Source organism: Algoriphagus sanaruensis (genome assembly GCF_001593605.1).
Lineage (GTDB): Bacteria > Bacteroidota > Bacteroidia > Cytophagales > Cyclobacteriaceae > Algoriphagus > Algoriphagus sanaruensis.
In genome coordinates this window covers 2661131-2683656 of the sequence record NZ_CP012836.1, presented here as the reverse complement: position 1 = coordinate 2683656, position 22526 = coordinate 2661131, and the positions used below count along the sequence as shown (strand labels likewise).

The 22526-nt window shown below is 41.2% G+C and carries 22 protein-coding genes; 14 read left to right on the top strand and 8 right to left on the bottom strand.

The annotated features are described in order from the left end of the window. Nucleotides 1–111: 111 nt before the first annotated feature. The 6 genes from AO498_RS11765 to AO498_RS11740 all read right to left on the bottom strand — a co-directional run bounded on the left by AO498_RS11765 (nt 112) and on the right by AO498_RS11740 (nt 6411). A complete protein-coding gene (locus tag AO498_RS11765) occupies nt 112–1266 on the bottom strand; it encodes an acyltransferase family protein (protein WP_067547773.1) in 1155 nt (384 codons plus the stop codon). Between the two features lie 4 nt (nt 1267–1270). Next, nucleotides 1271–2608 carry a Gfo/Idh/MocA family protein gene (locus tag AO498_RS11760; RefSeq protein ID WP_067547772.1) on the bottom strand — a complete coding sequence of 446 codons (1338 nt, stop codon included), beginning with the start codon at nt 2606–2608 and terminating at the stop codon, nt 1271–1273. A gap of 24 nt (nt 2609–2632) precedes the next feature. Beyond that, the gene (locus AO498_RS11755; protein ID WP_067547770.1) at nt 2633–3781 is read right to left on the bottom strand and encodes an N-acetylglucosamine-6-phosphate deacetylase; all 1149 of its coding nucleotides are present in this window, start codon (nt 3779–3781) and stop codon (nt 2633–2635) included. Next, nucleotides 3766–5091, bottom strand: a complete 1326-nt coding sequence (locus tag AO498_RS11750) for a sugar MFS transporter (protein WP_067547767.1) — start codon at nt 5089–5091, stop codon at nt 3766–3768. Before AO498_RS11750 ends, AO498_RS11755 begins: the two co-directional genes overlap by 16 nt. Nucleotides 5092–5187: 96 nt before the next feature. Continuing rightward, nucleotides 5188–5928, bottom strand: coding sequence for a glucosamine-6-phosphate deaminase (locus AO498_RS11745; RefSeq protein WP_067547761.1), 741 nt, complete (start codon nt 5926–5928; stop codon nt 5188–5190). A 9-nt stretch (nt 5929–5937) separates the two neighbouring features. Beyond that, entirely contained in the window at nt 5938–6411 is a 474-nt protein-coding gene (locus tag AO498_RS11740) for a hypothetical protein (protein WP_067547759.1), read from the bottom strand. Nucleotides 6412–6674: 263 nt separating this feature from the next. Here AO498_RS11740 and AO498_RS11735 point away from each other — a divergent pair, with 263 nt between their 5' ends. The 5 genes from AO498_RS11735 to AO498_RS11715 all read left to right on the top strand — a co-directional run bounded on the left by AO498_RS11735 (nt 6675) and on the right by AO498_RS11715 (nt 12598). Then, nucleotides 6675–8714 (top strand): glutamine--tRNA ligase/YqeY domain fusion protein, encoded by a 2040-nt coding sequence (locus AO498_RS11735; protein ID WP_067547757.1) that lies wholly within the window; start codon nt 6675–6677, stop codon nt 8712–8714. 108 nt (nt 8715–8822) lie between these two features. Then, nucleotides 8823–10082 carry a sterol desaturase family protein gene (locus AO498_RS11730; protein ID WP_067547755.1) on the top strand — a complete coding sequence of 420 codons (1260 nt, stop codon included), beginning with the start codon at nt 8823–8825 and terminating at the stop codon, nt 10080–10082. A gap of 10 nt (nt 10083–10092) precedes the next feature. Further along, complete coding sequence (locus AO498_RS11725) at nt 10093–11211, top strand: XdhC family protein (RefSeq protein WP_067550452.1); 1119 nt, start codon at nt 10093–10095, stop codon at nt 11209–11211. After that, nucleotides 11208–11792 (top strand): nucleotidyltransferase family protein, encoded by a 585-nt coding sequence (locus AO498_RS11720; RefSeq protein ID WP_067547751.1) that lies wholly within the window; start codon nt 11208–11210, stop codon nt 11790–11792. The genes AO498_RS11725 and AO498_RS11720 overlap by 4 nt, the downstream gene beginning before the upstream one ends. Nucleotides 11793–11884: 92 nt before the next feature. After that, complete coding sequence (locus AO498_RS11715) at nt 11885–12598, top strand: outer membrane protein assembly factor BamD (RefSeq protein ID WP_236778594.1); 714 nt, start codon at nt 11885–11887, stop codon at nt 12596–12598. A 20-nt stretch (nt 12599–12618) separates the two neighbouring features. On the opposite strand, the gene AO498_RS11710 is transcribed toward AO498_RS11715, so the two are convergent. Next, complete coding sequence (locus tag AO498_RS11710; protein ID WP_067547746.1) at nt 12619–13227, bottom strand: tetratricopeptide repeat protein; 609 nt, start codon at nt 13225–13227, stop codon at nt 12619–12621. 11 nt (nt 13228–13238) lie between these two features. Next, the gene (locus tag AO498_RS11705; protein WP_067547744.1) at nt 13239–14054 is read right to left on the bottom strand and encodes a 2,3,4,5-tetrahydropyridine-2,6-dicarboxylate N-succinyltransferase; all 816 of its coding nucleotides are present in this window, start codon (nt 14052–14054) and stop codon (nt 13239–13241) included. A 20-nt stretch (nt 14055–14074) separates the two neighbouring features. Between AO498_RS11705 and AO498_RS11700 the strand changes: the two genes are divergently transcribed. The 9 genes from AO498_RS11700 (at nt 14075) to AO498_RS11660 (ending at nt 22526) form a co-directional block, all read left to right on the top strand. Further along, nucleotides 14075–15214 (top strand): glycosyltransferase family protein, encoded by a 1140-nt coding sequence (locus tag AO498_RS11700; protein ID WP_067547742.1) that lies wholly within the window; start codon nt 14075–14077, stop codon nt 15212–15214. 300 nt (nt 15215–15514) lie between these two features. Then, nucleotides 15515–16177: a metal-dependent transcriptional regulator gene (locus AO498_RS11695; protein WP_067547740.1), complete on the top strand. Its 663-nt coding sequence runs from the start codon at nt 15515–15517 to the stop codon at nt 16175–16177. Beyond that, nucleotides 16174–17088, top strand: coding sequence for a metal ABC transporter solute-binding protein, Zn/Mn family (locus tag AO498_RS11690; RefSeq protein ID WP_067547738.1), 915 nt, complete (start codon nt 16174–16176; stop codon nt 17086–17088). The genes AO498_RS11695 and AO498_RS11690 overlap by 4 nt, the downstream gene beginning before the upstream one ends. Beyond that, nucleotides 17085–17873, top strand: a complete 789-nt coding sequence (locus AO498_RS11685) for a metal ABC transporter ATP-binding protein (RefSeq protein WP_067547736.1) — start codon at nt 17085–17087, stop codon at nt 17871–17873. Before AO498_RS11690 ends, AO498_RS11685 begins: the two co-directional genes overlap by 4 nt. Before the next feature lies 1 nt (nt 17874). Beyond that, a complete protein-coding gene (locus AO498_RS11680; RefSeq protein WP_067547733.1) occupies nt 17875–19167 on the top strand; it encodes a metal ABC transporter permease in 1293 nt (430 codons plus the stop codon). Next, complete coding sequence (locus tag AO498_RS11675; RefSeq protein ID WP_082792227.1) at nt 19157–20053, top strand: metal ABC transporter permease; 897 nt, start codon at nt 19157–19159, stop codon at nt 20051–20053. Before AO498_RS11680 ends, AO498_RS11675 begins: the two co-directional genes overlap by 11 nt. A gap of 11 nt (nt 20054–20064) precedes the next feature. Beyond that, nucleotides 20065–20514 (top strand): thioredoxin family protein, encoded by a 450-nt coding sequence (locus tag AO498_RS11670; RefSeq protein ID WP_067547731.1) that lies wholly within the window; start codon nt 20065–20067, stop codon nt 20512–20514. Then, entirely contained in the window at nt 20511–21893 is a 1383-nt protein-coding gene (gene mnmE, locus AO498_RS11665) for a tRNA uridine-5-carboxymethylaminomethyl(34) synthesis GTPase MnmE (RefSeq protein WP_067547728.1), read from the top strand. The genes AO498_RS11670 and mnmE overlap by 4 nt, the downstream gene beginning before the upstream one ends. A 240-nt stretch (nt 21894–22133) precedes the next feature. Beyond that, complete coding sequence (locus AO498_RS11660; RefSeq protein WP_067547725.1) at nt 22134–22526, top strand: helix-turn-helix transcriptional regulator; 393 nt, start codon at nt 22134–22136, stop codon at nt 22524–22526.

Here is a 22526-nt window from a genome sequence, read left to right as displayed (position 1 = left end):
TGAAGGAGCAAGCCGTAATAGCCCCAAGTTCAATTTGGGGCTATGAATTCATTCCATTTCTAAGAGCACCAAAGGTGCGATCTGTATTTAATCGTTTGGAAATCAGTTTACCTAAACCTTGAAGAAAATCTTATTTCGATAAAGGAAATACAGGAACAGCCAAACCAACCCCAAAGCGCCCAAACTTTCCATCACCGGCATCCAATTTTCTCCTAAAGGTTTGTAAAGCCCCTCAAACAAAAGCTTCGAGGTATACCTGAAATTGACAAAGCGATAGATCATGTAGATCGTCAAACTATTCATCCCAACGACGACAAAGAAGAAAGCCCATTTCTGGAATTTGAGTATGTCGATAATCAGGTAAAATAGGCTTAAAGACAGAAATGCCAAACCCGAAGTGAGCATAATAAAAGAACTCGTCCACATGCGCTTGAAAATCGGGAAGTGAAGGTTCCAAATCAGGGCTATTCCAATGCAAATCAGTCCCGTAACCAGTAACTCTTTCAGTTTTTGGTTTTCGGATGCAGTTACTTTTCTAAGAATTTCACCAGCATGAGCGCCTAAAATTGTGAGGCAAATCGCCGGAAAGGTGGTCAGTATTCCCAATTCATCGAATTGTCCTTGTAGTAGCCTTCCAGGTAGAAAAGTCCGATCAAACCATCCTACCAAATTTCCCTCGAAAGTCAAATCGCCTGCCCCAATTCCCGGTACCGGAACCAGAAAAATAGCGGCATAATACACCAAGAGAATACCTCCGGCGATAATCAATCGTTTTGCGGTGTTGAAATTCAAGAATAACACTACCGTAGCGAAACCAGCAATCCCAATCCTTCCCAGCACACTTCCCAAGCGGATTTGATCCCAATCAAAAAACGGAAAAGGTGCATTCTTATCCAAGATTCCCAAGCCGATCAAAATCATCATCCTCCAGAATGCCTTTCGGTAAATTTGGCTTTTAGGAGCATTGGCTTCTTTTAATTTTCCCAAAGAAAAAGGAATAGAAACCCCGGCCACAAACAGGAAAAGCGGGAAAATGAAATCGTAAAAGGTAAAGCCTATCCACTCTGGATGCTCAAATTGATGAGCCAATCCATTCAGCCAATCCGTTGAAGTTTTGCCTTCGAAGCTTCGGAAAAAAGCATCCGCTCCGCAGATCATCAACATGTCAAAGCCTCGAAGCGCATCGATGCTGACTAATCGATTGGATTTTAACCCTCCAAGGGCTTCAGAACCCTTGGAGGGTTGGAAGAAGGATTCCTTATCCATACGCTTAGAGTTTAGGTTCCCAACCTTTTTGGTACTCCCTGCCCCACAGTTTCATAGCTTCCTTATCACCAAGGATCTTTCCTGAATTTTGGTCAATTTCTAAAGCTCTGCCGGTTCGGTATGAAATATTGCCCAAATGGCATAGTAACACGCTTTTTTGAATTTCAGGGTAAGGGGAAATCTGACTTTCTCCCTTATCGATGGCATTGATAAAATTGGTGAAATGGGCGATGTCCATGTCAAAACCAGCGCCGCGTTGATCCACCACGGTATTGGTCGTTGGCTCGGCAGATTTCACCAGCTTATTGGCATTGTCGTAGATTTTGTAAGAGTTGTTTAGGAGTTCGAGTGTTCCGTTTTCTCCATGGAATGAAACTCCTGAACCCATCGCGTTGATGTCGCGGGCATTGCAACTGCGACCTTCCCACAGGATTGATTTTCCATTAGCGAAATTGTATGAAGCAATTTGAGTATCAGGCGTTTCCCAATCGTCCTGAAAGTGGTAGCGCCCTCCGCTGGAATAGCATTTTTCGGGATAGTCTACTTGCAATCCCCATCTTGCCAAATCCAAAAAGTGCACACCGTTATTCACGATTTCTCCCGTGCCCCAGTGCCAGAACCAGTGCCAGTTGTAATGAATTAGGTTGTCTTTGAATTCTGCCCGTGGCGCAGGCCCCTGCCAAAGCTCGAAATCCAGCCATTCCGGAAAGGAAGCGGGCTTTCCATAACCGATGGATTTTCGGGTATTTGTATACCAAGCGCGGGCATAATAGGCCTTTCCAATTGCACCTGAGTGTAGCTCTTTCATTGCTTCCTGCACTCTAGGCCAGGATCTGCGCTGATTGCCCATTTGGACGATTTTCCCATATTTTTTGGTGGCTTCGACAAGTAGTTCGGATTCTGCTGGGTTGTGTGAACCTGGTTTTTCTAAATACACATGTTTTCCAGCTTGCAGGGCTAACATAGCAGCAGGTGTGTGCCAATGATCTGGCATGGCAATCGAGACTGCATCCAGGGTTTTGTCTTCCAAAGCCTTTCTAAAATCAACCAATCCTGTTGGAGCTGTTTTTACGCCTTCTTTCAATGCCAAGGCAATTCCTCTTTCCTTTGCACTGGAATCCACATCACAGATGTAGGCAATTTCCACATTCGGGATTTTGGCGAATGCCTGAATATGTTGTGAACCCCGACTGTTGACGCCAATCACGGCAACACGGTATTTGTCCTTAAGCGGGTATTGGGAAAGGATATTAAAAGAAAAAGCAGATGTTGCAGCACTGAGCCCCAAGGCTCCGGTTGCGGCGGTTTTGATGAAATGGCGGCGGTTAAGGTTATTTTTCATAGTGCTATGGTTTCTGAGTTTGGGTTAATCGAGAGGTATTTCTACCCCGTTTTTTAGGACTTTGAGAATTTTTAAACCGAGATTAGGTTGCTGTTCTGCTAAAATCAAGTCCGCATTTTGACCGATTTGAAAAGGATCAAAAGTGGGTTCAAAAAGCCTTTGAGGTCGTATGGAAGCCATTTGCCAAGCTTCGGGTAGATCTGCTAGGTTATTTCTAAGCAGAAAATTAATTCCTTGGAGGATATTCATGGCCGATCCCGCAAGCATGTTGGGATTTCCGAAAAGGTGGAGTTTCCCTTCAGGAGTCAAGGTCACTTTTCCTCCTACTTCTGCTTCATAATCCCCAGCAGGCATTCCGGCCAGTGCTACCGAATCACTCACCAGCATCAGCTTTTCCCCTTTCACTTTCTTAAATACCTGAATCACTTCAGCAGGAAGATGAAATCCATCGGCGATAATAGTTGCTGAAAGGCTTTCGGAAGCTAGTTGAGACCAGAGGTAATTGGGGTGACGAGTGATGACTCCATGCATTCCATTTCCCAAATGGGTGGAAAGCCTTGCTCCTGCTTTTTGAGCATACTGAATCTGAGAATGAGTTGCATTGGTATGACCGATGGAAACCAAAATGCCGGATTCTACACATTTTTCGATAAACTCGGAACTTCCCTCCCATTCTGGAGAAAGAGTAATCATTCGGATCAGTCCTTCGCTTTCTTCGATCCACTTTTGGAACAAATCCCAATCCGGACCTTGTACAAATTCCTTGAAATGGGCTCCTCTTGGTCCGTCTTCGGGAGAAATAAAAGGCCCCTCGATATGAATTCCTGAAATGCAGGAAGCAGCTACGGGATCCATTTTTCTAAGCTGAACCACCTGTTGAATCAAGGTTGAGATATTTCCCGGCGAATTGGTGATGATGGTGGGAAAATGGCTGGTTACTCCGCATTTAAGCAGTTTTTTGGAAATTTGACCCAAAGCCAAAATATCGGATTGAAGTGAATTGTAATCCAAACCTCCATAGCCATTGACTTGAATATCTGTAAATCCAGGGCCGATCCAGAGATTTTCAGGACTGGTTCCGACAGATGAAACAGACTTGATCTTTCCTTCGGAAACACAAATTTCCATAGGCTTTCCATCCCAAAAAGACTTTCCGATCAGGCGAGTTTCCATTTTCTGATTTTATGACCTTGAACTGCATAAAACACCAAATACAGGTAGCAAGGGAAAAGTACCCAATAGGCTTGTTGCACATTAACCGCGTCAGCCACGGCTCCATAGGCCAGTGGCATAATGGCATTTCCGCACAATCCCATAATCATGATGGAAGCGCCCAGTTTAGTGAAGCGGCCCAAGCCATCCAATGCTAGGGGCCAAATCCCAGCCCAAACCAAAGAATTGGCCAAGCCTAATAACACCACAAACCAAATCGAAATATCCGTCGTGATTCCTAAAATCGTCACTTGACCTGAGGTAAAAATGATCAACAGGGTGAATCCTGTACCTAAAAGCGTACAAATCCGAAGCACATTCACTTGCGAAATCACCTTTGGAATCAAGGAAATTCCAATCAAATAGCCCAAAATTGTAAATGCGAGCGTGTAAGATGGAAAGACCTTAGCTTCCATCAATCCTATCCCAAAGGAGTTGGCATAAGGAATTACCGTATCAATGGCAATTACCTGAGTTCCCACATGTAGGAAAATCGCTATTGCACCTAAAATCAAGTGTGGAAACTGAAAAATGGACGTTTTTCCTGAGTTGGCTTCAGCTACTTCAGCGGTCTCATGTTCCGTGTCGATTTCCGGTAATGGCGAAAACCGCACAAAGATTCCTAGACACAAAAGGACGGTTCCGACTATCGAATAAGGCAAAATTACCCGACGAATCAATTCATCTAAAGCGGCATCCTTAGCCTCTCGAGACATGGAGTCTAACTGCTGAAAAAGCTCATTATCCCCTACTCTTAAAATGACGGCAGCAAAAAGAATAGGAGCCAAAATTCCAGCTCCCTTGTTGAAAATACCCATCACGCTGATGCGTTGGGCGGCATTTTCTTTCGGCCCCAAAACGGTCACATAAGGATTGGCAGCGGTCTGAAGTACAGCCAAACCTGTTCCCAGCGTAAACAAACCCAATAGGAAAATCTCATAGGTTCGACTCATCGCTGCAGGAACAAAAATAAATGTACCTATGGCCATCGCGAAGAAGCCAAACATCATTCCTTTCTTGAATCCTACTGCTTTGAGTAGATAGGAAGAAGGAACAGACATGACGAGGTAAGAAATGTAAAAAGCGAAGGCAACCAGGTAGGAATCGAAGTTGCTAAGGGTAAAGGCGATTTTGAAATAAGGAATCAGGATCGCGTTGACCCAAGAAACAAAACCGAAAATGAAAAATAGCATTCCGATAATTCCGATCGAAATCCAAGTATCCTTTTGGCTTAGCTGGTCCGCGCGTACCGCAGCAGAAGGTGTTGACATAGGTGGCTTTTGGGTTTTTAGCAAAAGGAAATCTCATTTGATTTACCTTTGCCTATAAATACCAAATTTTATGTCACCCTTCCAAAACTTTTCCGATTAATGGTTGGAAAGTAAGGATGAAGCGGGTTTGTCTAAAAAAATCTGACAATCGGAATGACTTTGGAGGATTGAAGCCGGGTGAAGATTTGAGATTTCGCCTTCCAAGCAGTTCGAAACAGCCTGCGCTTTTCGCAAATCAGGAACTGAGCAGATGATGTATTTTGATTTCATAATTTGACGAATCGACATGCTGATGGCTTGAGTTGGCACAGCTTCAATACTAGCAAACCAACCCTCACCGTATTGTTGCATACGACAAGCATGATCTAAATCCACAAGGATGTAGGGAGATTCCGTGTCAAAATCGGCAGGTGGATCATTGAAAGCCAAATGACCATTTTCCCCGATTCCCACAAAAGCCACATCGATGGGATGATTTTGAATCAAGGTCGAAAGACGAGCACATTCTTTTTCTGGGTCATTTTCTCCGTCGATCAAATGATAGGCTTTGAGCTGTGGAACGTGATTGAAGAATCTTTCCAATAGATATTTTCGAAAACTAGCCGGGTGAGTGATCGAAAGACCAATGTATTCATCTAAATGAAAGACAGTGACTTTGCTCCAGTCAATGTCTTTTTCAGTCAAAAGTTGCTTGAGGGTTTCGAATTGGCTAGTTCCGGTTGCCAAAATGATATTCGAAAATCCTTGGGTATCGATCGCTTTTCGTATTAATTCGGCTCCGGTTTTTCCGGCGTTTTGACCCAATTCAATTGGGTTTGAGTAAATGGAAATGGTCATAGGTTGGGTTTATTCGAGTTCTTCGATTCGATAGGAAAAGTCACTTTGAAGGTCCTCGTGGAGGGCTGAAATCAGTTTTTTCGCTTTACCAATTTGAACTTCAAACAGATTGGATATTACAGGATGACGAAACTTAAGATATCCATATTGCTTCATCATTTCACAGAAATACAAAATCAAATCGGCTTGATCTGCCTTATTCTTACTCAATTTGAGTGCTTTGTTTAACTTTCTACGGATGGTTTGAGCAGCCTTTTTAGCTAAATGGTAATTCTTGGTATTGGCAGTTTGAAATAATTCATCCAATTCTTCCTTTACAGAATCCACAAACAGGCTTGGGGAATCACGTTCGTTCAATTTGAAATAAAGGAAAGCTTTATTGTCCCTGCTGAATTTGGCCAAATCAGAAATCAATTCAATCAGCTCTTTTTCGCTCAAAAAGGCCAATTCTTTCTTAATCAATGCTAAAGAGGGTATTTCCATTTTTCAGATCGTTTGCCAGAGGGTCCTACTTTCAAAAGTATAAAATAAATGTGCTAGCCGAAGTATTATTGAAGATCAAGAAGCATCTCAATCATGCTACTACTTCTCAATTCAAGCAATTCAAAAGAATCTTTACCTAATTTAATTATTGAAAAAGAACCATGAGATTTATTGAAAAAAAAGATCTTCAAAGGGAGTTCTACTTAGAGAATTGATTGTTTAACTAGGCTTTTGACGTATTTTTGGCTTTCAAATTTCGCCTAATGAAAGAGCATACCGAATCACTCAATTTTCTTGAACAAATTATAGAAGAAGATCTGGCGGCAGGTCTTTCAAAAGATAAACTTCGATTTAGATTCCCTCCTGAGCCAAACGGTTATCTTCATATTGGTCATGCAGCGTCCATTTGCTTAAACTTCGGTTTGGGCGAAAAATACGATGCTCCTGTTAATCTTCGATTTGATGATACTAACCCTGCCAAGGAAGAGCAGGAATATGTGGATGCCATCAAAAATGATGTAGCATGGCTTGGATTCAAGTGGGCCAAAGAGTGCTATTCCTCGGATTATTTCCAGGAATTGTACGATTGGGCGGTTCAACTTATCAAAGAAGGCAAGGCCTATGTAGATGGTCAAAGCTCCGAGGCCATGGCCGAACAAAAAGGTACTCCTACTACTCCTGGGGTAGATAGCCCCTATCGAAATACCTCGGTGGAGGATAATCTCGCCCTATTTGAGCGGATGAAAAATGGAGAATTTGAGCCAGGAACCTATGTGTTGCGGGCAAAAATTGACATGGCTTCTCCGAATATGCTAATGCGTGATCCGATTTTGTATCGAATTGTCAACAAAGCTCATCATCGAACAGGTACCGACTGGTGCATCTATCCAATGTATGATTGGGCCCACGGAGAATCAGATTACATCGAGGAGGTTTCCCACAGCTTGTGTACGTTGGAGTTTAAACCTCACCGTGAACTTTACGATTGGTTTTTAGATCAAATTTATACCGGGAAGACGATCAGACCTAAGCAGCGGGAATTCGCAAGAAGAAACCTGAGCTACACGGTCATGAGCAAGCGGAAATTGCTTGACTTGGTTAATTCAAAGGTGGTTTCTGGCTGGGATGATCCTAGAATGCCAACCATCTCTGGTTTGAGAAGAAGAGGTTATACTCCTGCTGCTATCCGTAAATTCAGTGATTTGGCAGGTATTGCCAAGCGGGACAACGTGACGGATGTTTCATTGCTTGAGTTTTGCATCCGCGAAGACCTTAATAAGACGGCTACTCGTGTCATGGGAGTTTTGGATCCTGTGAAATTGGTTTTGACCAATTATCCGGAAGGAAAATCCGAAATTTTGCATTTGGAGAATAATCCAGAAGAACCCAATTCGGGAACGCATGAGGTACCTTTCTCACGGGAATTATATATCGAGCGCGAAGACTTCAAAGAAGAAGGTGGAAGTAAGTTTTTCAGACTGTCTCTGGGAAATGAAGTGCGTTTAAAAAGCGCCTATATCATCAAAGCGGATTCAGTAGTAAAGGATTCCGAAGGGAATATTCTTGAGATTCATTGTACCGTAGATTTGGATTCTAAATCAGGAAGTGGAACTGAAGCCAGTATGCGGAAAGTGAAGGGAACACTTCATTGGGTTTCAATTGCTCATGCGATCACTGCTGAGATTCGAGAATACGATCGCTTGTTTTTAGATGAAGCACCAGATGCCCATGAAGATCGGAATTTCTTGGAGTTCTTGAATCCAGATTCCTTGAAGGTGATTAAAAACGCCTATTTGGAACCTTACTTGGCTGGAGCCAAAGTTGGAGATAAGTTCCAATTTCAGCGTCTTGGCTATTTCACCCTCGATAAAGATTCTGATCCATCCAATCTGGTTTTTAATAAGACGGTTGGTCTTCGAGATACTTGGGCAAAAGTTGAGCAAAAAGAAAATGCTCCTGCCCCCTCCGCTCAAAAGACTGTGGTTGTTGAAAATACTGGAACTAGAAATGCACTGACTGAGATTCAGAAAATTGCAAAAAAATACACCAACCTTTCTGGTTCGAAACTGGAAGAAGCAAAAGCAGATATTCAGCGATTGGCTGAAGAAGTGAGTCTGGAGGAATTGGAACCATTATTTAGTACTGCTGCCAAGAAAGTCGGAACTCGAATTGGAGTCGTGATAACTTTGGGAGTACTATTGAAAAATGGGCAAACCCGAACAGAATCGATAGATCAGTTTTTGGCTTCCTGCCTTTCTGATGAGAATCAGGATTTGGTGAATGAAGCGAAAGCAATTTCCTAAAAGGTTTGCCGGCATCGTAATCTAGTTTTTCCTTTTCTGGTTTTTAAAACTACCATTGAAACAAATGGGGTTATTGGTTAAGTTTAGCACTCGAATGTTAAACCCAATATGGAAACCTACGGAAAGATTTTACTGATTGCGATGCCGGCCTTTTTTGTGCTGGTTTTGTTTGAAAAGTTTTGGGGCGTTTGGAAAGGTCAAGATACAGTGCCCGTGACAGATATGATTTCCAGTTTAAGTTCTGGTATCACCAATGTCACCAAGGATGTTTTGGGACTCAGTATCGTGGTAATTTCCTATGGTTGGTTGTTCGAAAAGTTTTCATTTTTTCAGATAGAAGCCTCTTGGCTCGTTTACGTGATCGCATTTTTTGCATTGGACTTTGCTGGTTATTGGACCCATCGTATTGCACATGAATACAATATCTTTTGGAACAATCACATCATCCACCATAGTAGCGAGGAATTTAATCTTGCTTGTGCCTTAAGGCAGAGTATTTCTTCGATTGTAAAGATTTTTGCGGTTTTTCTGATTCCTGCAGCACTTTTGGGAGTTCCACCACAAGTCATAGCAGTAGTAGCACCCCTGCATTTGTTTGCCCAATTTTGGTATCATACCCGCCACATAGGTAGAATGGGATTTTTGGAAAAGATCATCGTCACTCCTTCCCATCATCGTGTGCATCATGCGATCAATCCGGAATACTTAGATAAAAACTATGGTCAGATTTTTATTTTCTGGGATAAATGGTTTGGCACTTATCAGGAAGAGAAACCTGAAATTCCAGCGATTTATGGCGTCACTCGCCCTGTTCAAACTTGGAATCCAATAAAGATCAATTTTATGCACCTTTGGCTCTTGATCAAGGATGCTTGGAGAGCTCAAAAATGGTCTGATAAACTCAAAATCTGGTTTATGCCATTGGGGTGGAGACCCGCCGATGTTGCCCAAAAATATCCAGTTTCCAAAATTGAGGATGTATACCACTTTGACAAATACAATTCTCACCTCAGCCAAGGCATGTTATTTTGGAGTTTTTGCCAGTTGATTGTCTTATTGCTTCTCATTAGTTATTTGTTTGGAAATCTGGCAGCAATTGGCACCCCTGGGATTTTTTATTACGGAGGCTTTGTCTTTTTGACGGTGTATGCCTATTCAGAATTAATGGATCGCAATCCGAATGCTTGGGTTTGGGAATTGATAAAGGCTGTTTATGCCTTCTATTTCGTAGTTACTTCTGGAGACTGGTTTGATTTGAATAAGTTTTTACCTGGATCGATCTATATTTTTGTTGGATACTTGGTGATTTCGGTTGGATTATCGATTTGGTATTCCTTCCGAAAAATCGACTTCCAACTTGCCAATTGATCTCAAATCCATGAAAGAACTCCAGCAAATCATCCAAGCTTACGAAGTTTGCAAATCTGAAAATAGCTCCGCTGCGCTAGCAACCGTAGTTCAAGTAGATGGATCTGCCTATCGCCGACCCGGTGCACGGATGTTGGTTACTCAAGAAGGAAACCTAACCGGAGCAATCAGTGGAGGTTGTTTGGAAGGAGATGCGCTTCGAAAAGCTCAATCGGTGATATTTCAGCAAAAATCAATGCTGGTCACCTATGATACCACCGATGAGGATGATCAGAAATTTGGCGTAGGCTTGGGATGCAATGGAATCATTCATGTTTTGATTGAACCTGTCGACTTTGGAAATCCCGAAAATCCAGTAGAATTAATCAAAAAGGCACTTTCCGATCGGGAGACTTGCCTCCTACTTACCCTATTTTCAGTCCCTAATTCTAAGTCAGAGCAAATAGGCACGATCTATTTGAAGAAAGGAAATCAAGATTTTGGAAGTCTAGCTAAGGTACCATCGGACTTTAGGCAGGTTTTAGAAAAAGAGATTCTTGAATTTGATTCACCTCAAAATCTGATTCAATCTTTTTCTGAATATCAACAAGCCTCTGTCTTTTTCGAAGTCATTAAACCAGCTACTCGAATCTTATTATTTGGAGCTGGAAATGACACGATTCCTGTTGCTAAAATTGCTGATATCCTAGGCTTTGAATTGATTTTAATCGACGGAAGAAAAAATCTTGCGACTCAAGCTCGTTTTCCAACTGCTAAGCAAATCATTCAAGGGCCTGCTGAGGAAGTTGTACATCAGCTTGAAACTGATCTGAATACAGTGGCCTTGTTGATGACCCATAATTTTGAGTATGAGGTCATTGTACTTGAAAAGCTTCAAACCTGTATGATTCCATACATTGGGATTTTGGGCCCCAAGCGAAAGACAGAAAAGCTAATCCAAAGACTTGAGAAAAACGGAATCCGAGTCGCCATGGAAAATCTTTTCGCTCCGATTGGTTTGGAAATTGGAGCTGAAACCTCCGAAGAAATAGCTCTTTCTATTTTAGCGGAAATAAAGGCAGTATTAAATAAAAAGCAGCCCATTTTTTTACGAGATAAGCAAGGGCCTATTCACGAAAAGGTCTCATGAAAACTGGATTAATTATCCTTGCCGCCGGCTCATCTTCAAGATTAGGTAGGCCAAAGCAACTACTTGAATTTCAAGGCAAAAAATTAATTCAAAGAGCGATTGAAAAGGCTCAAAAAAGTAGCAGTGAATCTTGTGTAGTCGTCCTGGGTTGGAATCCAGAATTAATCAAAACAGGATTTGATTCAGAGACTGTTTCTTATGTGATTAATGAAAATTGGGAGCAAGGTATGGCTTCCAGCATGCAGACTGGGCTTCGATTTTTAATAAAAAAAGATGGGATTAACCAAGTGATTTTGATGCTCTGCGACCAGCCTTTTGTCAATCATCAATTATTAGACAATTTGATTATTGAAAAAGAAAGTTCAGGAAAAGGGATCGTCGCCTCGTTTTATTCTGGAACACTAGGTGTTCCGGCGATTTTTGATCAGAAATATTTCCAAGACCTGTTAAATCTTAAAGGCTCTGAAGGAGCGAAAAAAGTAATCCTTGAAAATTCTGAAGACACTATACCATTGAACTTTCCACTTGGAGCCTTAGATATAGACACTGAGGAAGATTTTCGTCGTTTGGAAAAAATTTAGACAGCCTCTTTTCAAACCATTTTTTCAATTACATATTTTAACTTGCAAAGCTCTTCTTTCTTTAAGAACTAGAATTCATAAAGCAAATCAACTTGAAACCAACTCATAATATTTCTGTATTCCTGATTGTTTCTATTTTCCAACTTCTTTTCGGTTGGAAAGGGATGGCTCAAGGAATTCCAAACCTGGGACAAACAGATCGCTGGATGCAAGGTGCCTTGGCAGCGATCGAACGAAAAGATTATCAAACGGCAAATGAATTGTTCCGAAGTCTGATTGAATCTGGGCTACCACTCCCTGAAGAAATGCCCTATTATTTTGCTGAGACTTTATTTGAATTAGGCCAATTTAATAATAGCAAAAACTTTCTGGATAAGTACCTCGAGCTCACCGGACAAACTGGTCGAAATCTTCAAGGAGCAAAAGAACTGAAACAAAAATTGACAAAGCCTTTGGCTGAAATTTCTGCTTGTGGACTTTGTGATTCTAAAGGTTACCGATATGAGGTTTGTGCCACATGTATGGGGCAGAAAAAGCAAGAACAAACCTGCGACTATTGCAAAGGAAAAACGATTGTCGGTTGTAGCAAGTGTGCAGCAACTGGTATGATCAAAAAAATCAATGTTTTTAATCAGGTTGAAATTTTTGAATGTGAGCGATGCAATGCAAAAGGTAGACTAACCTGCCCTGAATGCCAAGGAACTGGAAAACAAGTAAGCGAATGTAAAACTTGCTTAGGAGCAGGAAGAGTAACTGGAGAGGTTCTTTGTGATCACCACGACCACGAAGAGCAGGAAAAAAAATAAGCCCGAAATCGGGCTTTTTTTTATCGTTTACAATATTTGGCGAGAGCATCTTTAGCTCCTGGATATTCCAGTGAGGTTGCTAATTGAAAATCTTCACAAGCTTGTTTTTTTCGCTCTAAGGCAACTTTCAACATTCCTCGCGTGAAATATGCTTGTCCAAATTCCTTATCAAGTTGGATCGCTGTTCCATAAGCTTTTAGCGCATCTTCTGGCATTCCTAAACCATGAAGTGATCTGCCCTTTAAATAGGATGCCATTGCAGGTGCACCTGCGATTTCCTCAGCCTTGGTTGCATAAAGTAAGGCGCTTGCAAAATTTTTCTGCTCAAGTTGAATAGCGGCCAAACTTAAAAGTACTTGGGTATTGTTTGGCTCGATTTCAAAAGCTTTTTCAAAATCAGCTTGGGCCTGTTCCAAATTCCCCATTTCTTGAAAAGCCCTCCCTCTATTGTAAATCATTTTTACGTCTCCAGGGTTGCTTTTTAGATTTTCAGAATAAGTTTGAGCGGCTAATTCATATTGACCTCTCTCAAAATAAGCATCGGCTTGATTTACTTTTTGTTCTGAACAAGCGGAAAGCAAAATCCCGGCAAAAACCGGGATTAAGACTATTTTACTCGATAATTTCATGTAAAGTTGGTTTAGACTGCTACGTTGTTTTCTCTCAAGGCGTCATTAAGTGAGGTTTTGAGATCCGTAGAAGCCTTTCGCTGTCCGATGATCAGTGCACATGGCACTTGATACGTACCGGCAGGGAAATTTTTTGAAATAGAACCTGGAATGACCACAGATCTTGGTGGAACATATCCTTTGTATTCGACTGGTTCTGATCCAGTGACATCGATAATTTTGGAGCTCGCTGTTAAGGTTACTCCTGCTCCGATTACGGCTTCTTTTCCGATTCGAACACCTTCTACTATAATAGCACGGCTACCGATAAAGGCTCCATCTTCTACGATTACTGGAGCCGCTTGAACAGGTTCAAGAACACCTCCAATACCCACACCACCACTTAAATGAACATTTTTGCCGATCTGCGCACAGGATCCGACGGTGGCCCAAGTATCAACCATCGTGCCACTATCGACATATGCTCCAATATTCACATAGCTAGGCATCATTACCACGCCGCTGGCCAAATGAGCGCCATAACGAGCTACAGCGTGAGGCACCACTCGAACTCCCTGCTTTGCGTAGTTGGTTTTGAGTGCCATTTTATCGTGAAACTCAAACGGACCAACTTCGATGGTTTGCATTTTTTGAATTGGGAAATAAAGAATTACCGCTTTTTTTACCCAATCATTGACTTGCCAATCTCCATTTTCAAGAGGCTCTGCTACTCGGATTTTTCCTGCATCCAAATCAGCAATGATCGTTTTTATAGCAATTTCAGTTTCTTTTTCTTTCAATAATTCTCGGTTTTCCCAAGCTTGTTCGATAAGCGTTCTGAGTTCCATTATTTTATTTAGTTTCGTTTATGAGTAATTCCGCGACTGGGAAGATACCTATTTTGATTGCCTCTACCCTGAAACCAGTCAGGGATAGTAGAGCATTTGAAAAGCTAGCCCAATCGCTTGGCGAAACAAATAAATACGAGGTAAACATCATAGGCTTTTCTCCAGAAAAGCCGGATTCAACTCCGGGTTTCCGATTTTTTTCTTCTATGAGTCATTTTCATTCGATTTGGGATCGGGTTTTGGCTCAGGTAAGATTCAGCTTTTGTCTTTTTACCACTCGACCCCAACTTTTGATAGTTTGCACCTTCGAATTACTTCCTTTAGCAAGCTTATTTAAGCTGATTTTTAGGTACAAGTTGATTTATGATGTCCAAGAAAACTATTTGTTCAATCTTACTTACGGATCAACTCATCATGGACTCAAGCTTCTAATCGGAAAACTTGTAATCCAATGGGCGGAATCATTGCCAGGTGTAGATTTTTATTTCTTGGCGGAAAAATGCTATGCCGAGGAAATGCCCGATAAAAAACCAAGATTGATTTTGGAGAATAAATTCAAGGGGAGAATGAAGATTTGTGAAAACCGGACTTTTCAAGGGAAAAGGACCTTTATTTTTTCGATCACAGGAACCTTGAGTCGGGGGTATGGCACCAACTTAGGAGTGGCTTGGTTTAAGGAAATCTTGAGTGATTATCCTGATTCCATCCTAATTCTTTGTGGTCATGTTCCTGTCAAAGAATTTGAAAAGGAGTTGAGAGAATTGGCAAACACGATCCCTCAAATTCAGCTCAACATATCTGAAAATCCGGTTCCTCATGATCAAATCCTTGAGGTCATTTCTAGCTCTGATTTTTGTTTGCTGCCATATCCGATTTTGCCATCCATTCAATCCAAGATTCCCACGAAGCTATTTGAATGTGCCGCATTGAGAGTTCCAGTTTTGATCACTGAGAATCCAGTTTGGGAAAATTTTTTCAACGAATACAATGGTGGGATATCCGTGGATTTTCAAGATCGAACTTCTGCTCAACGCTCATTCGATCTAGCCATTCACCAATCCTATTTTAATTCGCCTGTCCCATCCTCTATTTTTTGGGACGATCAAGTATCAGAATTGATCGCACAAGTCGAAAAGTTACTTTCAGGAATCGACAAGTAATTGTGGATTAATCCACATGAGTTATCCACTCCCCCACTTAAAATTTCCCTCTTCTCTGCATTTTGGAAACTCCCCTTTCAAAGGGAAATAGCATCTTTTTGTTTTTAAATATAGTTTGTAACCTAATAGTAATTAGCTATTTATATTGATTTTACGGCTTATACAATATTTATTTTAGATCCGTCTAAAATCGATCCCACAGGTAAATTTGGGTTATCCACAGTCGATTTAGTCCTAAATAAAAATATTTTTAGCCCTTTCTAAATTATATTTTATATTTGCCTTATTATTACCACTACTATGGAATTGACCGTTGCAGAAGAGAATTATTTAAAAGCCATTTATCACCTCTCTGAAGGGGGCAAAAAGAGTGTATCTACCAATGACATCGCTGCAGAGATGAAAACCAAGGCTGCTTCCGTGAGCGATATGCTTCGGAAGCTTGGTGAAAAAGAAGTCATTGAATACCGCAAGTATTACGGATTACAGATTACCGATTCTGGAAAGCGCTATGCACTTCAGACGATTCGAAAACATCGCCTGTGGGAAGTTTTTTTGGTGGAGAAACTCAATTTTGCCTGGGACGAGGTGCATGAAGTAGCCGAGCAATTGGAGCATATCCAATCCCCACTCCTTATTCAGCGATTAGATGCTTATTTGAATTTTCCAAAATTTGACCCTCATGGAGATCCAATTCCGGATGAATTTGGTGATGTAAGAGCTCGTCCAAGGATTCAACTGAATGACATGGAGATCGATCAAATGGGACAAATTGTAGCGGTCAAAGATAGTAGCGCAGCATTTCTAAGGTACCTAGACAAGGTGGGTGCATATATAGGTGCCCGTATCAAGGTGCTCGACAAAGTGGAGTTTGATGGTTCTCTTGAGATTCTGGTGGATCAAAAAAAGACTCTTTTTATGTCTAAGGATGTAGCCTCCAATATTCTGGTTTTGCAATCATGAAGTATTTCGGTTTTCTCTTGATCATTTTGTTGAGTTTTTCTTCCTGTAAGAAAGAAGAGTCGATCCGTCGTGAGAAGCCTTTGATAGTAACCACGACAAGCATTCTTGCAGATGGGATCAAGCAATTAGTGGGTGATTTGGCGGATGTGAAGCCACTTATGCCAGCGGGGGTTGATCCGCATTTGTATAAAGCAAGTGTTAGAGATTTGGATCTCCTGACGGAAGCCGATTTGGTGGTGTACCATGGCTTGTTCTTGGAAGGAAAAATGACTGAGATTTTTGAAAAATTGACCTATTCCCAGCAATTGATAAATGTTTCGGAAGGGATCTCGCATGATCAATTGATCCGATCTGGTCCGGAGTCCCATAGCGCTGATCCCCATATTTGGTTTGATATTAAACTTTGGTCAGAAGCCTTGGCTTATGCTGCAGAAGAATTGAAAAAATGGAAACCTGAATTTCGGTCAAGCATTGAAACGAATTCAAATATTTATCAGAAGAAACTCTCTGAACTCCATCAAAAAGCTCAAACCCTAGTCAATGAATTGAATTCAAAAAATCAGGTTTTAATTACTGCTCATGATGCATTCGCCTATTTTGGAAAATCCTATGGAATGAAAGTCTTTGCACTTCAAGGATTATCTACTTTAAGTGAACCGGGTTTGAGGGATTTAACTGAATTGATGAATACAATTCAAGAATATCAGGTCAAAGCCATTTTCGCAGAGCAAACCATTTCGCCTAAAGCTTTGAAAGCTGTTGCCAATGCTGCCCAAGAAAAGAACTACTCGGTCAAGGTCGCAGGCCCCCTATTCACCGATAGTCTAGATGCAGAAGGAACCGAAGCAGGAAACTACCTTGGAATGTTTGAATACAACCTATTAACCATTTACAACAACCTACTCCCATGATCACACAAGTGGAACAACCCATTTTGGAAATTCATGATCTAACGGTCAGTTATGATCAAAATCCAGTTTTGTGGAATGTCGATTTTAGTCTTCCTGGAGGTAAATTAATTGGAGTTTTAGGTCCAAATGGAGCAGGAAAATCAACCTTGATTAAATCGATTATGGGTTTGATTTCGCCGACTTCAGGATACGTGAAGATTTTTGATAAACCCCTTCAAGATGTTCGCTCCAGAATCAGTTACGTTCCTCAGCGTGAATCGGTGGATTGGAATTTTCCGGCCTCTGTTATGGATGTGGTTTTGATGGGAACCTACGGGCGACTTGGCTTATTCAGACGACCCGGGAAAATGGAGAAAGAAATTGCCCTTCAAAGTTTGGAGCAAGTAGGTATGACCCCCTATTTAAATCGACAGATTTCTGAGCTTTCCGGGGGTCAACAACAACGGGTATTTATTGCCAGAGCCTTGGCTCAACAAGCAGATTTATATTTGATGGATGAGCCTTTTGCAGGCGTGGATATGGCTACTGAGACGGCCATTTTCGAATTGCTTAAGCAGATGACAAAGGCAGGAAAAACAGTTTTGGTGGTTCACCACGATATCCATTCGGCGATGAAGTTTTTTGATTGGGTGATCATGCTCAATTTACACTTGGTGGGAAGTGGACCCAAAGATCAAGTCATGACGGAAGAACTCCTTCGTAAGACCTATGGTGGTAAGCTCAACTTACTTACAAAAGTGACTGACCTTATACGTCAACAGGATTTCAATCCTTTAAAAGGCTGATATGGAAGATTTTATCTACTTCTTTACGTTTCAGGACCCTTCCATTACATGGGTAGTATTGGGGATTATTTTATTGGGAATTGGCTCGGCCTATGTAGGTACGTTTTCATTTTTGGATAAAAAGGCCCTTTTAGGAGATGCTATATCGCATGCTATTCTGCCCGGAATATGTGTAGGCTTTATTTTAGCTGGTGAGAAAAATCCCATATACATTGTTTCAGGTGCATTTTTTTCTGGAGCCTTGGCTACATTCCTAAGTACTTGGCTCAAGCAGCACACGAAGCTTTCAGAGGATACCATTATTGCGACGATTTTATCGGTATTTTTTGGAATTGGAATTGTCATGATGACCACGCTCCAAAAGTCCGGAAATCCAGAAATAGCAGGTTTGAACACCTTCATTTTTGGAAATGCCATTGGGATTTCTGAAACAGATCTTAAAATTTACGGAGGGCTTTCCCTAATTATTATTTTGATTTTGACCCTTTTGCTCAAGGAGTTCAGATTAATGGTGTTTGATCCCAGTTTTGGAAAAGCTATCGGCTTTCCGATGGCGGGAATTCGCTTTTTATTCAATGTATTGATGATTTTGGCGGTGGTAGTAGGCATTCAAGCAATTGGAGTGGTGTTAATGGCCGCACTGCTGATCACTCCAGGTGCTGCTGCAAGATTCTGGACTGATCGCCTTTATCCTCTTTTGTTGTTAGCTGCTTTTTTTTCAGTCATTTCCGGTATTCTTGGAACCTATGTTTCTTTCGTTCTTCCCCAAATGCCTACTGGCCCTTGGGTGGTCGTATTCCTATCATTGATCGCATTGATTTCTTTTACTTTTTCACCAAAGAGCGGAATTCTATTTCGAGCTTTGGCAAGGAAGAATTACCTGAAGAAGACACATATCGATCACCTTTTGAAAGGCTTGTATAAGGCAGAAGAAGAGGAGAAAAAAACTCTCACCATAGATGAAATCTATGACCTCTACCCCTACCAGATTCAAGAAATCAAGAAGTCTATCAAGCATTTAGCTAAATTGAATTATATCAAAGTAAATCAAGCGAATATAGTCTTATCAGAAAAGGGAAAAATCGAAGCGATGCGGATTGTTCGCCTTCATCGACTTTGGGAGTTATACCTCAATGAATCCATGAATATCGCACCCGATCACGTGCATGAATCAGCTGAACAGATGGAGCATTTGCTCACACCTGAGCTGGAAGCTATGTTGGAAAAAAGACTAAACTATCCTACGCTCGATCCTCATCAAGAAACCATTCCTCGGACTCGTCATGACCTTTGATCAAAACGCATTCTTAATTATTCTGACCGGATCTTTGATCTCAATCTCCTGTGGAATTTTGGGGGTGTTTATGATGCTCCGGAAAATGTCCATGACCGGAGATGCAATTTCTCATGCGGTTCTTCCTGGAATTGTGATTGGATATTTTGTCTCAGGAAGTCAACGAAGCCTTGAAGTAATTATCGGGGCTGGTCTATTGGGGATTTTAGCAACATTGATGATTGAAGGATTACGGAAAAAAGCCAAAGTTCAATTGGATGCTTCGATTGGGATCACCTTTACTCTTTTGTTTGCGATTGGGATTATTCTGATCAATTTATTTGCGTACAAGGTGGATTTGGATCAGGAATGTGTGCTCTATGGAGAGATTGCTTATCTGCCTATTGATCTTTGGATTACCAAAAGTGGCTTGAATTTAGGACCTCGAATCACTTGGTTAGCGGGTCTAAATTTCTTTTTTGTGATTGGGTTTATCTATTTATTATTTAAAGAGTTAACCCTAACTAGTTTCGATGAAAGCTTTAGCTCTGTTTTAGGAATCCCAGCCAAAGGAATCAACCTTGCTTTGATGAGTATGGTCTCTTACACGACGGTAAGTAGTTTTGAATCTGTAGGTGCAATTTTAGTAGTAGCGCTGTTGGTAGTTCCTCCTGCTACTGCTTTTCTGTGGACCAAAACTTTGATGAATTTACTCAAACTCACGTCGGTTTTAGGCATCTTTATTGCCATCTTCGGATATTACCTTGCCTTTTGGTTGGATAGTTCAATTGCCGGAATGATGGTGACGGTTGCTGGAATATTCTTCTTTGGAAGTGCCTTGATCAAAGGTAAATTCGCAAAATGGTTCAAAGGAACTACTCCACCCAAGGCTTCGTTTGACGTTTGATACTACAGGTCATGAAAATTTTAAATACTTTACTATTACTTGTCCTATTCATTCACGCTTCCCCAGCTCAAATCAAGTGGATGAAGTTTGAAGAGGCTATTGCAGCCAACGAGCAAGATCCTAAAATGATTTTGGTGGATGTGTACACCGATTGGTGTGGCTGGTGTAAAAAAATGGATAAGGAAACATTTACAGACCCTCAGGTGATCAACCATCTCAATCAAAACTTTTATGCTGTCAAATTGAATGCTGAGGATACGAATCGGACGTTTCAGTTTATGGGTAAAACCTACAATGAAGCTCAAATGGCTGCGGCAATGCGTGTAAGATCCTATCCGAATTTTGTTATCATTGAACCCAAACTTCAAAACATAGCTCAACTCCCTGGGTACAGAAAGCCAGAGGATTTTTTGGCAGGATTAGACGATTTGATTAAAAAAGCTTTCGGAATTAAGCCATGAGTTTTTCACTTTCTGAGCGAGAGGATACAATTATTGCTCTAGCAACACCTCAAGGTGTCGGTGCCATTGCGGTCATTCGATTATCTGGAAAAAACGCGATCAAAATTACCAATGAGGTTTTCTTTGGGAAAAATTTAGAAAATCAAGCCTCTCATACGATTCACTTCGGGACCATTCGAGATGGTGAAAAAATCATTGATGAAGTATTGGTTTCCATTTTTAAGGCACCAAAATCATTTACTAAAGAGAATGTGGTGGAGATTTCTACCCATGGTTCTTCCTACATTATCAATCAAGTCCTAAAGCTATTTGTCAGAAATGGTGTTCGCCTTGCCAAGCCCGGAGAATTTACCCAACGTGCGTTTTTGAATGGACAATTTGATTTGGCCCAAGCTGAGGCTGTTGCAGATTTGATCCACGCTGATTCTGAGACTAGTCACCAAGCTGCCCTCAATCAAATGCGAGGAGGTTTTTCTTCAGAAATTCAAGAATTACGAAATCAATTGATCCATTTTACCTCCATGATCGAGCTGGAACTCGACTTTGTAGAGGAAGATGTGGAGTTTGCAAGCAGAGATGACTTGAGAGCTTTGGTGGAGCGGATTTTAACAATTGTAGAAGAATTGATTCTTAGCTTCGATTTAGGAAATGTGATTAAAAATGGAGTTCCGACTGTGATTGCGGGAAAGCCAAATGCAGGTAAATCTACCCTACTCAATGCGCTTTTGAATGAGGAAAAAGCAATCGTCTCTGATATTGCCGGCACAACCCGTGATTTTATCGAAGATGAAATCAGTATCGGCGGAGTGATATTTCGATTTATCGATACGGCGGGTTTGCGGGAAACGACCGATACCATCGAGGCCATCGGCGTAAGCCGAACTCAGGAAAAAATGAAGACTGCTTCCCTGATTCTGTACCTCTTTGACCTGAGCGATACCGACCTCGTGGAGATCAATCGTGATATCAATAAACTTGAGAATCTTGGGGTGCCATTCCTCAAAGTGGCAAATAAGACCGATAAGGCTAAAGAGAATATTAGCAAGGAATTAAAGCTTCAGCATCCCGATACGATTTTTATTTCAGCAGGAAAAAAAGAAAACCTCGAAGGTCTCAAATCCCGCATCCTCGAACTCGTGAATCTCGATAAATTCCGAACCGGAAATACGGTGGTTACCAATATTCGCCACTACGACAGTTTGACCAAAACTCGAGAGTCCTTGCTGGATGTATTGACAGGCTTGGATAACCAAGTCACCAATGATTTTCTGGCCATGGACATTCGACGGGCACTTCATTACCTCGGGGAGATCACAGGGCAAGTAACAACTGATGATTTGCTTGCGAATATCTTTAGTAAGTTTTGTATCGGAAAGTAACATATTGAAAACAAACTTTAATAAATCTTCAAAAACCCCATTAAGGCCTCATATTGAGGCTTTTTTTGTTTTATAGATTTTTGATTTGATACGACTTTTTCAGGTCTTTTTTGTACCTTTTTGTACCTTTATTGTACCTCGGGTCCAAATTCATGAAAATTCTTCCACCAGAGGATAAATTATGGCGCTTAATTAATCTTAATACGTCTTATGAAATCTTAAGTAAATCTGTTTCATGAAATGAGCTCAAATATTTCTATCCAGAGAATCTGTCAATATTGTGGTAAAGAGTTTACAGCGCGAACAACAGTAACGAAGTTCTGTTCTCTTCCCTGTGCTGGGCGTGCGTATAAGGCAAGAAAAAGGGTTGAAAAAGTGGATCGATCAAATTCTGAAACCTTGCAATTGAAGATCAAGCCAATTGCTGAACTTCAAGCAAAGGAAATTCTAACTGTTAAAGAACTGGCTCAATTGCTAGGATGCTCAACCCGGACGGCGTATAGATTGATCAATAATGGCCAAATTCGTGCTATAAACCTTTCTGAAAGGCTTACCAGAATCCACCGATCTGAACTTGATTTTATAATGAACCGAACTCAGGGCATTAATTATACCCCGACACCTGAAGACTAA

Bases quoted from the DNA above. Each gene is read 5' to 3' on its own strand.
- AO498_RS11695 (WP_067547740.1), top strand. From the start codon at position 15,515: ATGGAATTGACCGTTGCAGAAGAGAATTATTTAAAAGCCATTTATCAC.
- AO498_RS11760 (WP_067547772.1), bottom strand. From the start codon at position 2,608: ATGAAAAATAACCTTAACCGCCGCCATTTCATCAAAACCGCCGCAACC.
- AO498_RS11670 (WP_067547731.1), top strand. From the start codon at position 20,065: ATGAAAATTTTAAATACTTTACTATTACTTGTCCTATTCATTCACGCT.
- AO498_RS11725 (WP_067550452.1), top strand. From the start codon at position 10,093: ATGAAAGAACTCCAGCAAATCATCCAAGCTTACGAAGTTTGCAAATCT.
- AO498_RS11710 (WP_067547746.1), bottom strand. From the start codon at position 13,227: ATGAAATTATCGAGTAAAATAGTCTTAATCCCGGTTTTTGCCGGGATT.
- mnmE (WP_067547728.1), top strand. From the start codon at position 20,511: ATGAGTTTTTCACTTTCTGAGCGAGAGGATACAATTATTGCTCTAGCA.
- AO498_RS11675 (WP_082792227.1), top strand. From the start codon at position 19,157: ATGACCTTTGATCAAAACGCATTCTTAATTATTCTGACCGGATCTTTG.
- AO498_RS11755 (WP_067547770.1), bottom strand. From the start codon at position 3,781: ATGGAAACTCGCCTGATCGGAAAGTCTTTTTGGGATGGAAAGCCTATG.
- AO498_RS11685 (WP_067547736.1), top strand. From the start codon at position 17,085: ATGATCACACAAGTGGAACAACCCATTTTGGAAATTCATGATCTAACG.
- AO498_RS11765 (WP_067547773.1), bottom strand. From the start codon at position 1,266: ATGGATAAGGAATCCTTCTTCCAACCCTCCAAGGGTTCTGAAGCCCTT.
- AO498_RS11705 (WP_067547744.1), bottom strand. From the start codon at position 14,054: ATGGAACTCAGAACGCTTATCGAACAAGCTTGGGAAAACCGAGAATTA.
- AO498_RS11720 (WP_067547751.1), top strand. From the start codon at position 11,208: ATGAAAACTGGATTAATTATCCTTGCCGCCGGCTCATCTTCAAGATTA.
- AO498_RS11730 (WP_067547755.1), top strand. From the start codon at position 8,823: ATGGAAACCTACGGAAAGATTTTACTGATTGCGATGCCGGCCTTTTTT.
- AO498_RS11700 (WP_067547742.1), top strand. From the start codon at position 14,075: ATGAGTAATTCCGCGACTGGGAAGATACCTATTTTGATTGCCTCTACC.
- AO498_RS11660 (WP_067547725.1), top strand. From the start codon at position 22,134: ATGAGCTCAAATATTTCTATCCAGAGAATCTGTCAATATTGTGGTAAA.
- AO498_RS11740 (WP_067547759.1), bottom strand. From the start codon at position 6,411: ATGGAAATACCCTCTTTAGCATTGATTAAGAAAGAATTGGCCTTTTTG.
- AO498_RS11745 (WP_067547761.1), bottom strand. From the start codon at position 5,928: ATGACCATTTCCATTTACTCAAACCCAATTGAATTGGGTCAAAACGCC.
- AO498_RS11750 (WP_067547767.1), bottom strand. From the start codon at position 5,091: ATGTCAACACCTTCTGCTGCGGTACGCGCGGACCAGCTAAGCCAAAAG.
- AO498_RS11735 (WP_067547757.1), top strand. From the start codon at position 6,675: ATGAAAGAGCATACCGAATCACTCAATTTTCTTGAACAAATTATAGAA.
- AO498_RS11690 (WP_067547738.1), top strand. From the start codon at position 16,174: ATGAAGTATTTCGGTTTTCTCTTGATCATTTTGTTGAGTTTTTCTTCC.
- AO498_RS11680 (WP_067547733.1), top strand. From the start codon at position 17,875: ATGGAAGATTTTATCTACTTCTTTACGTTTCAGGACCCTTCCATTACA.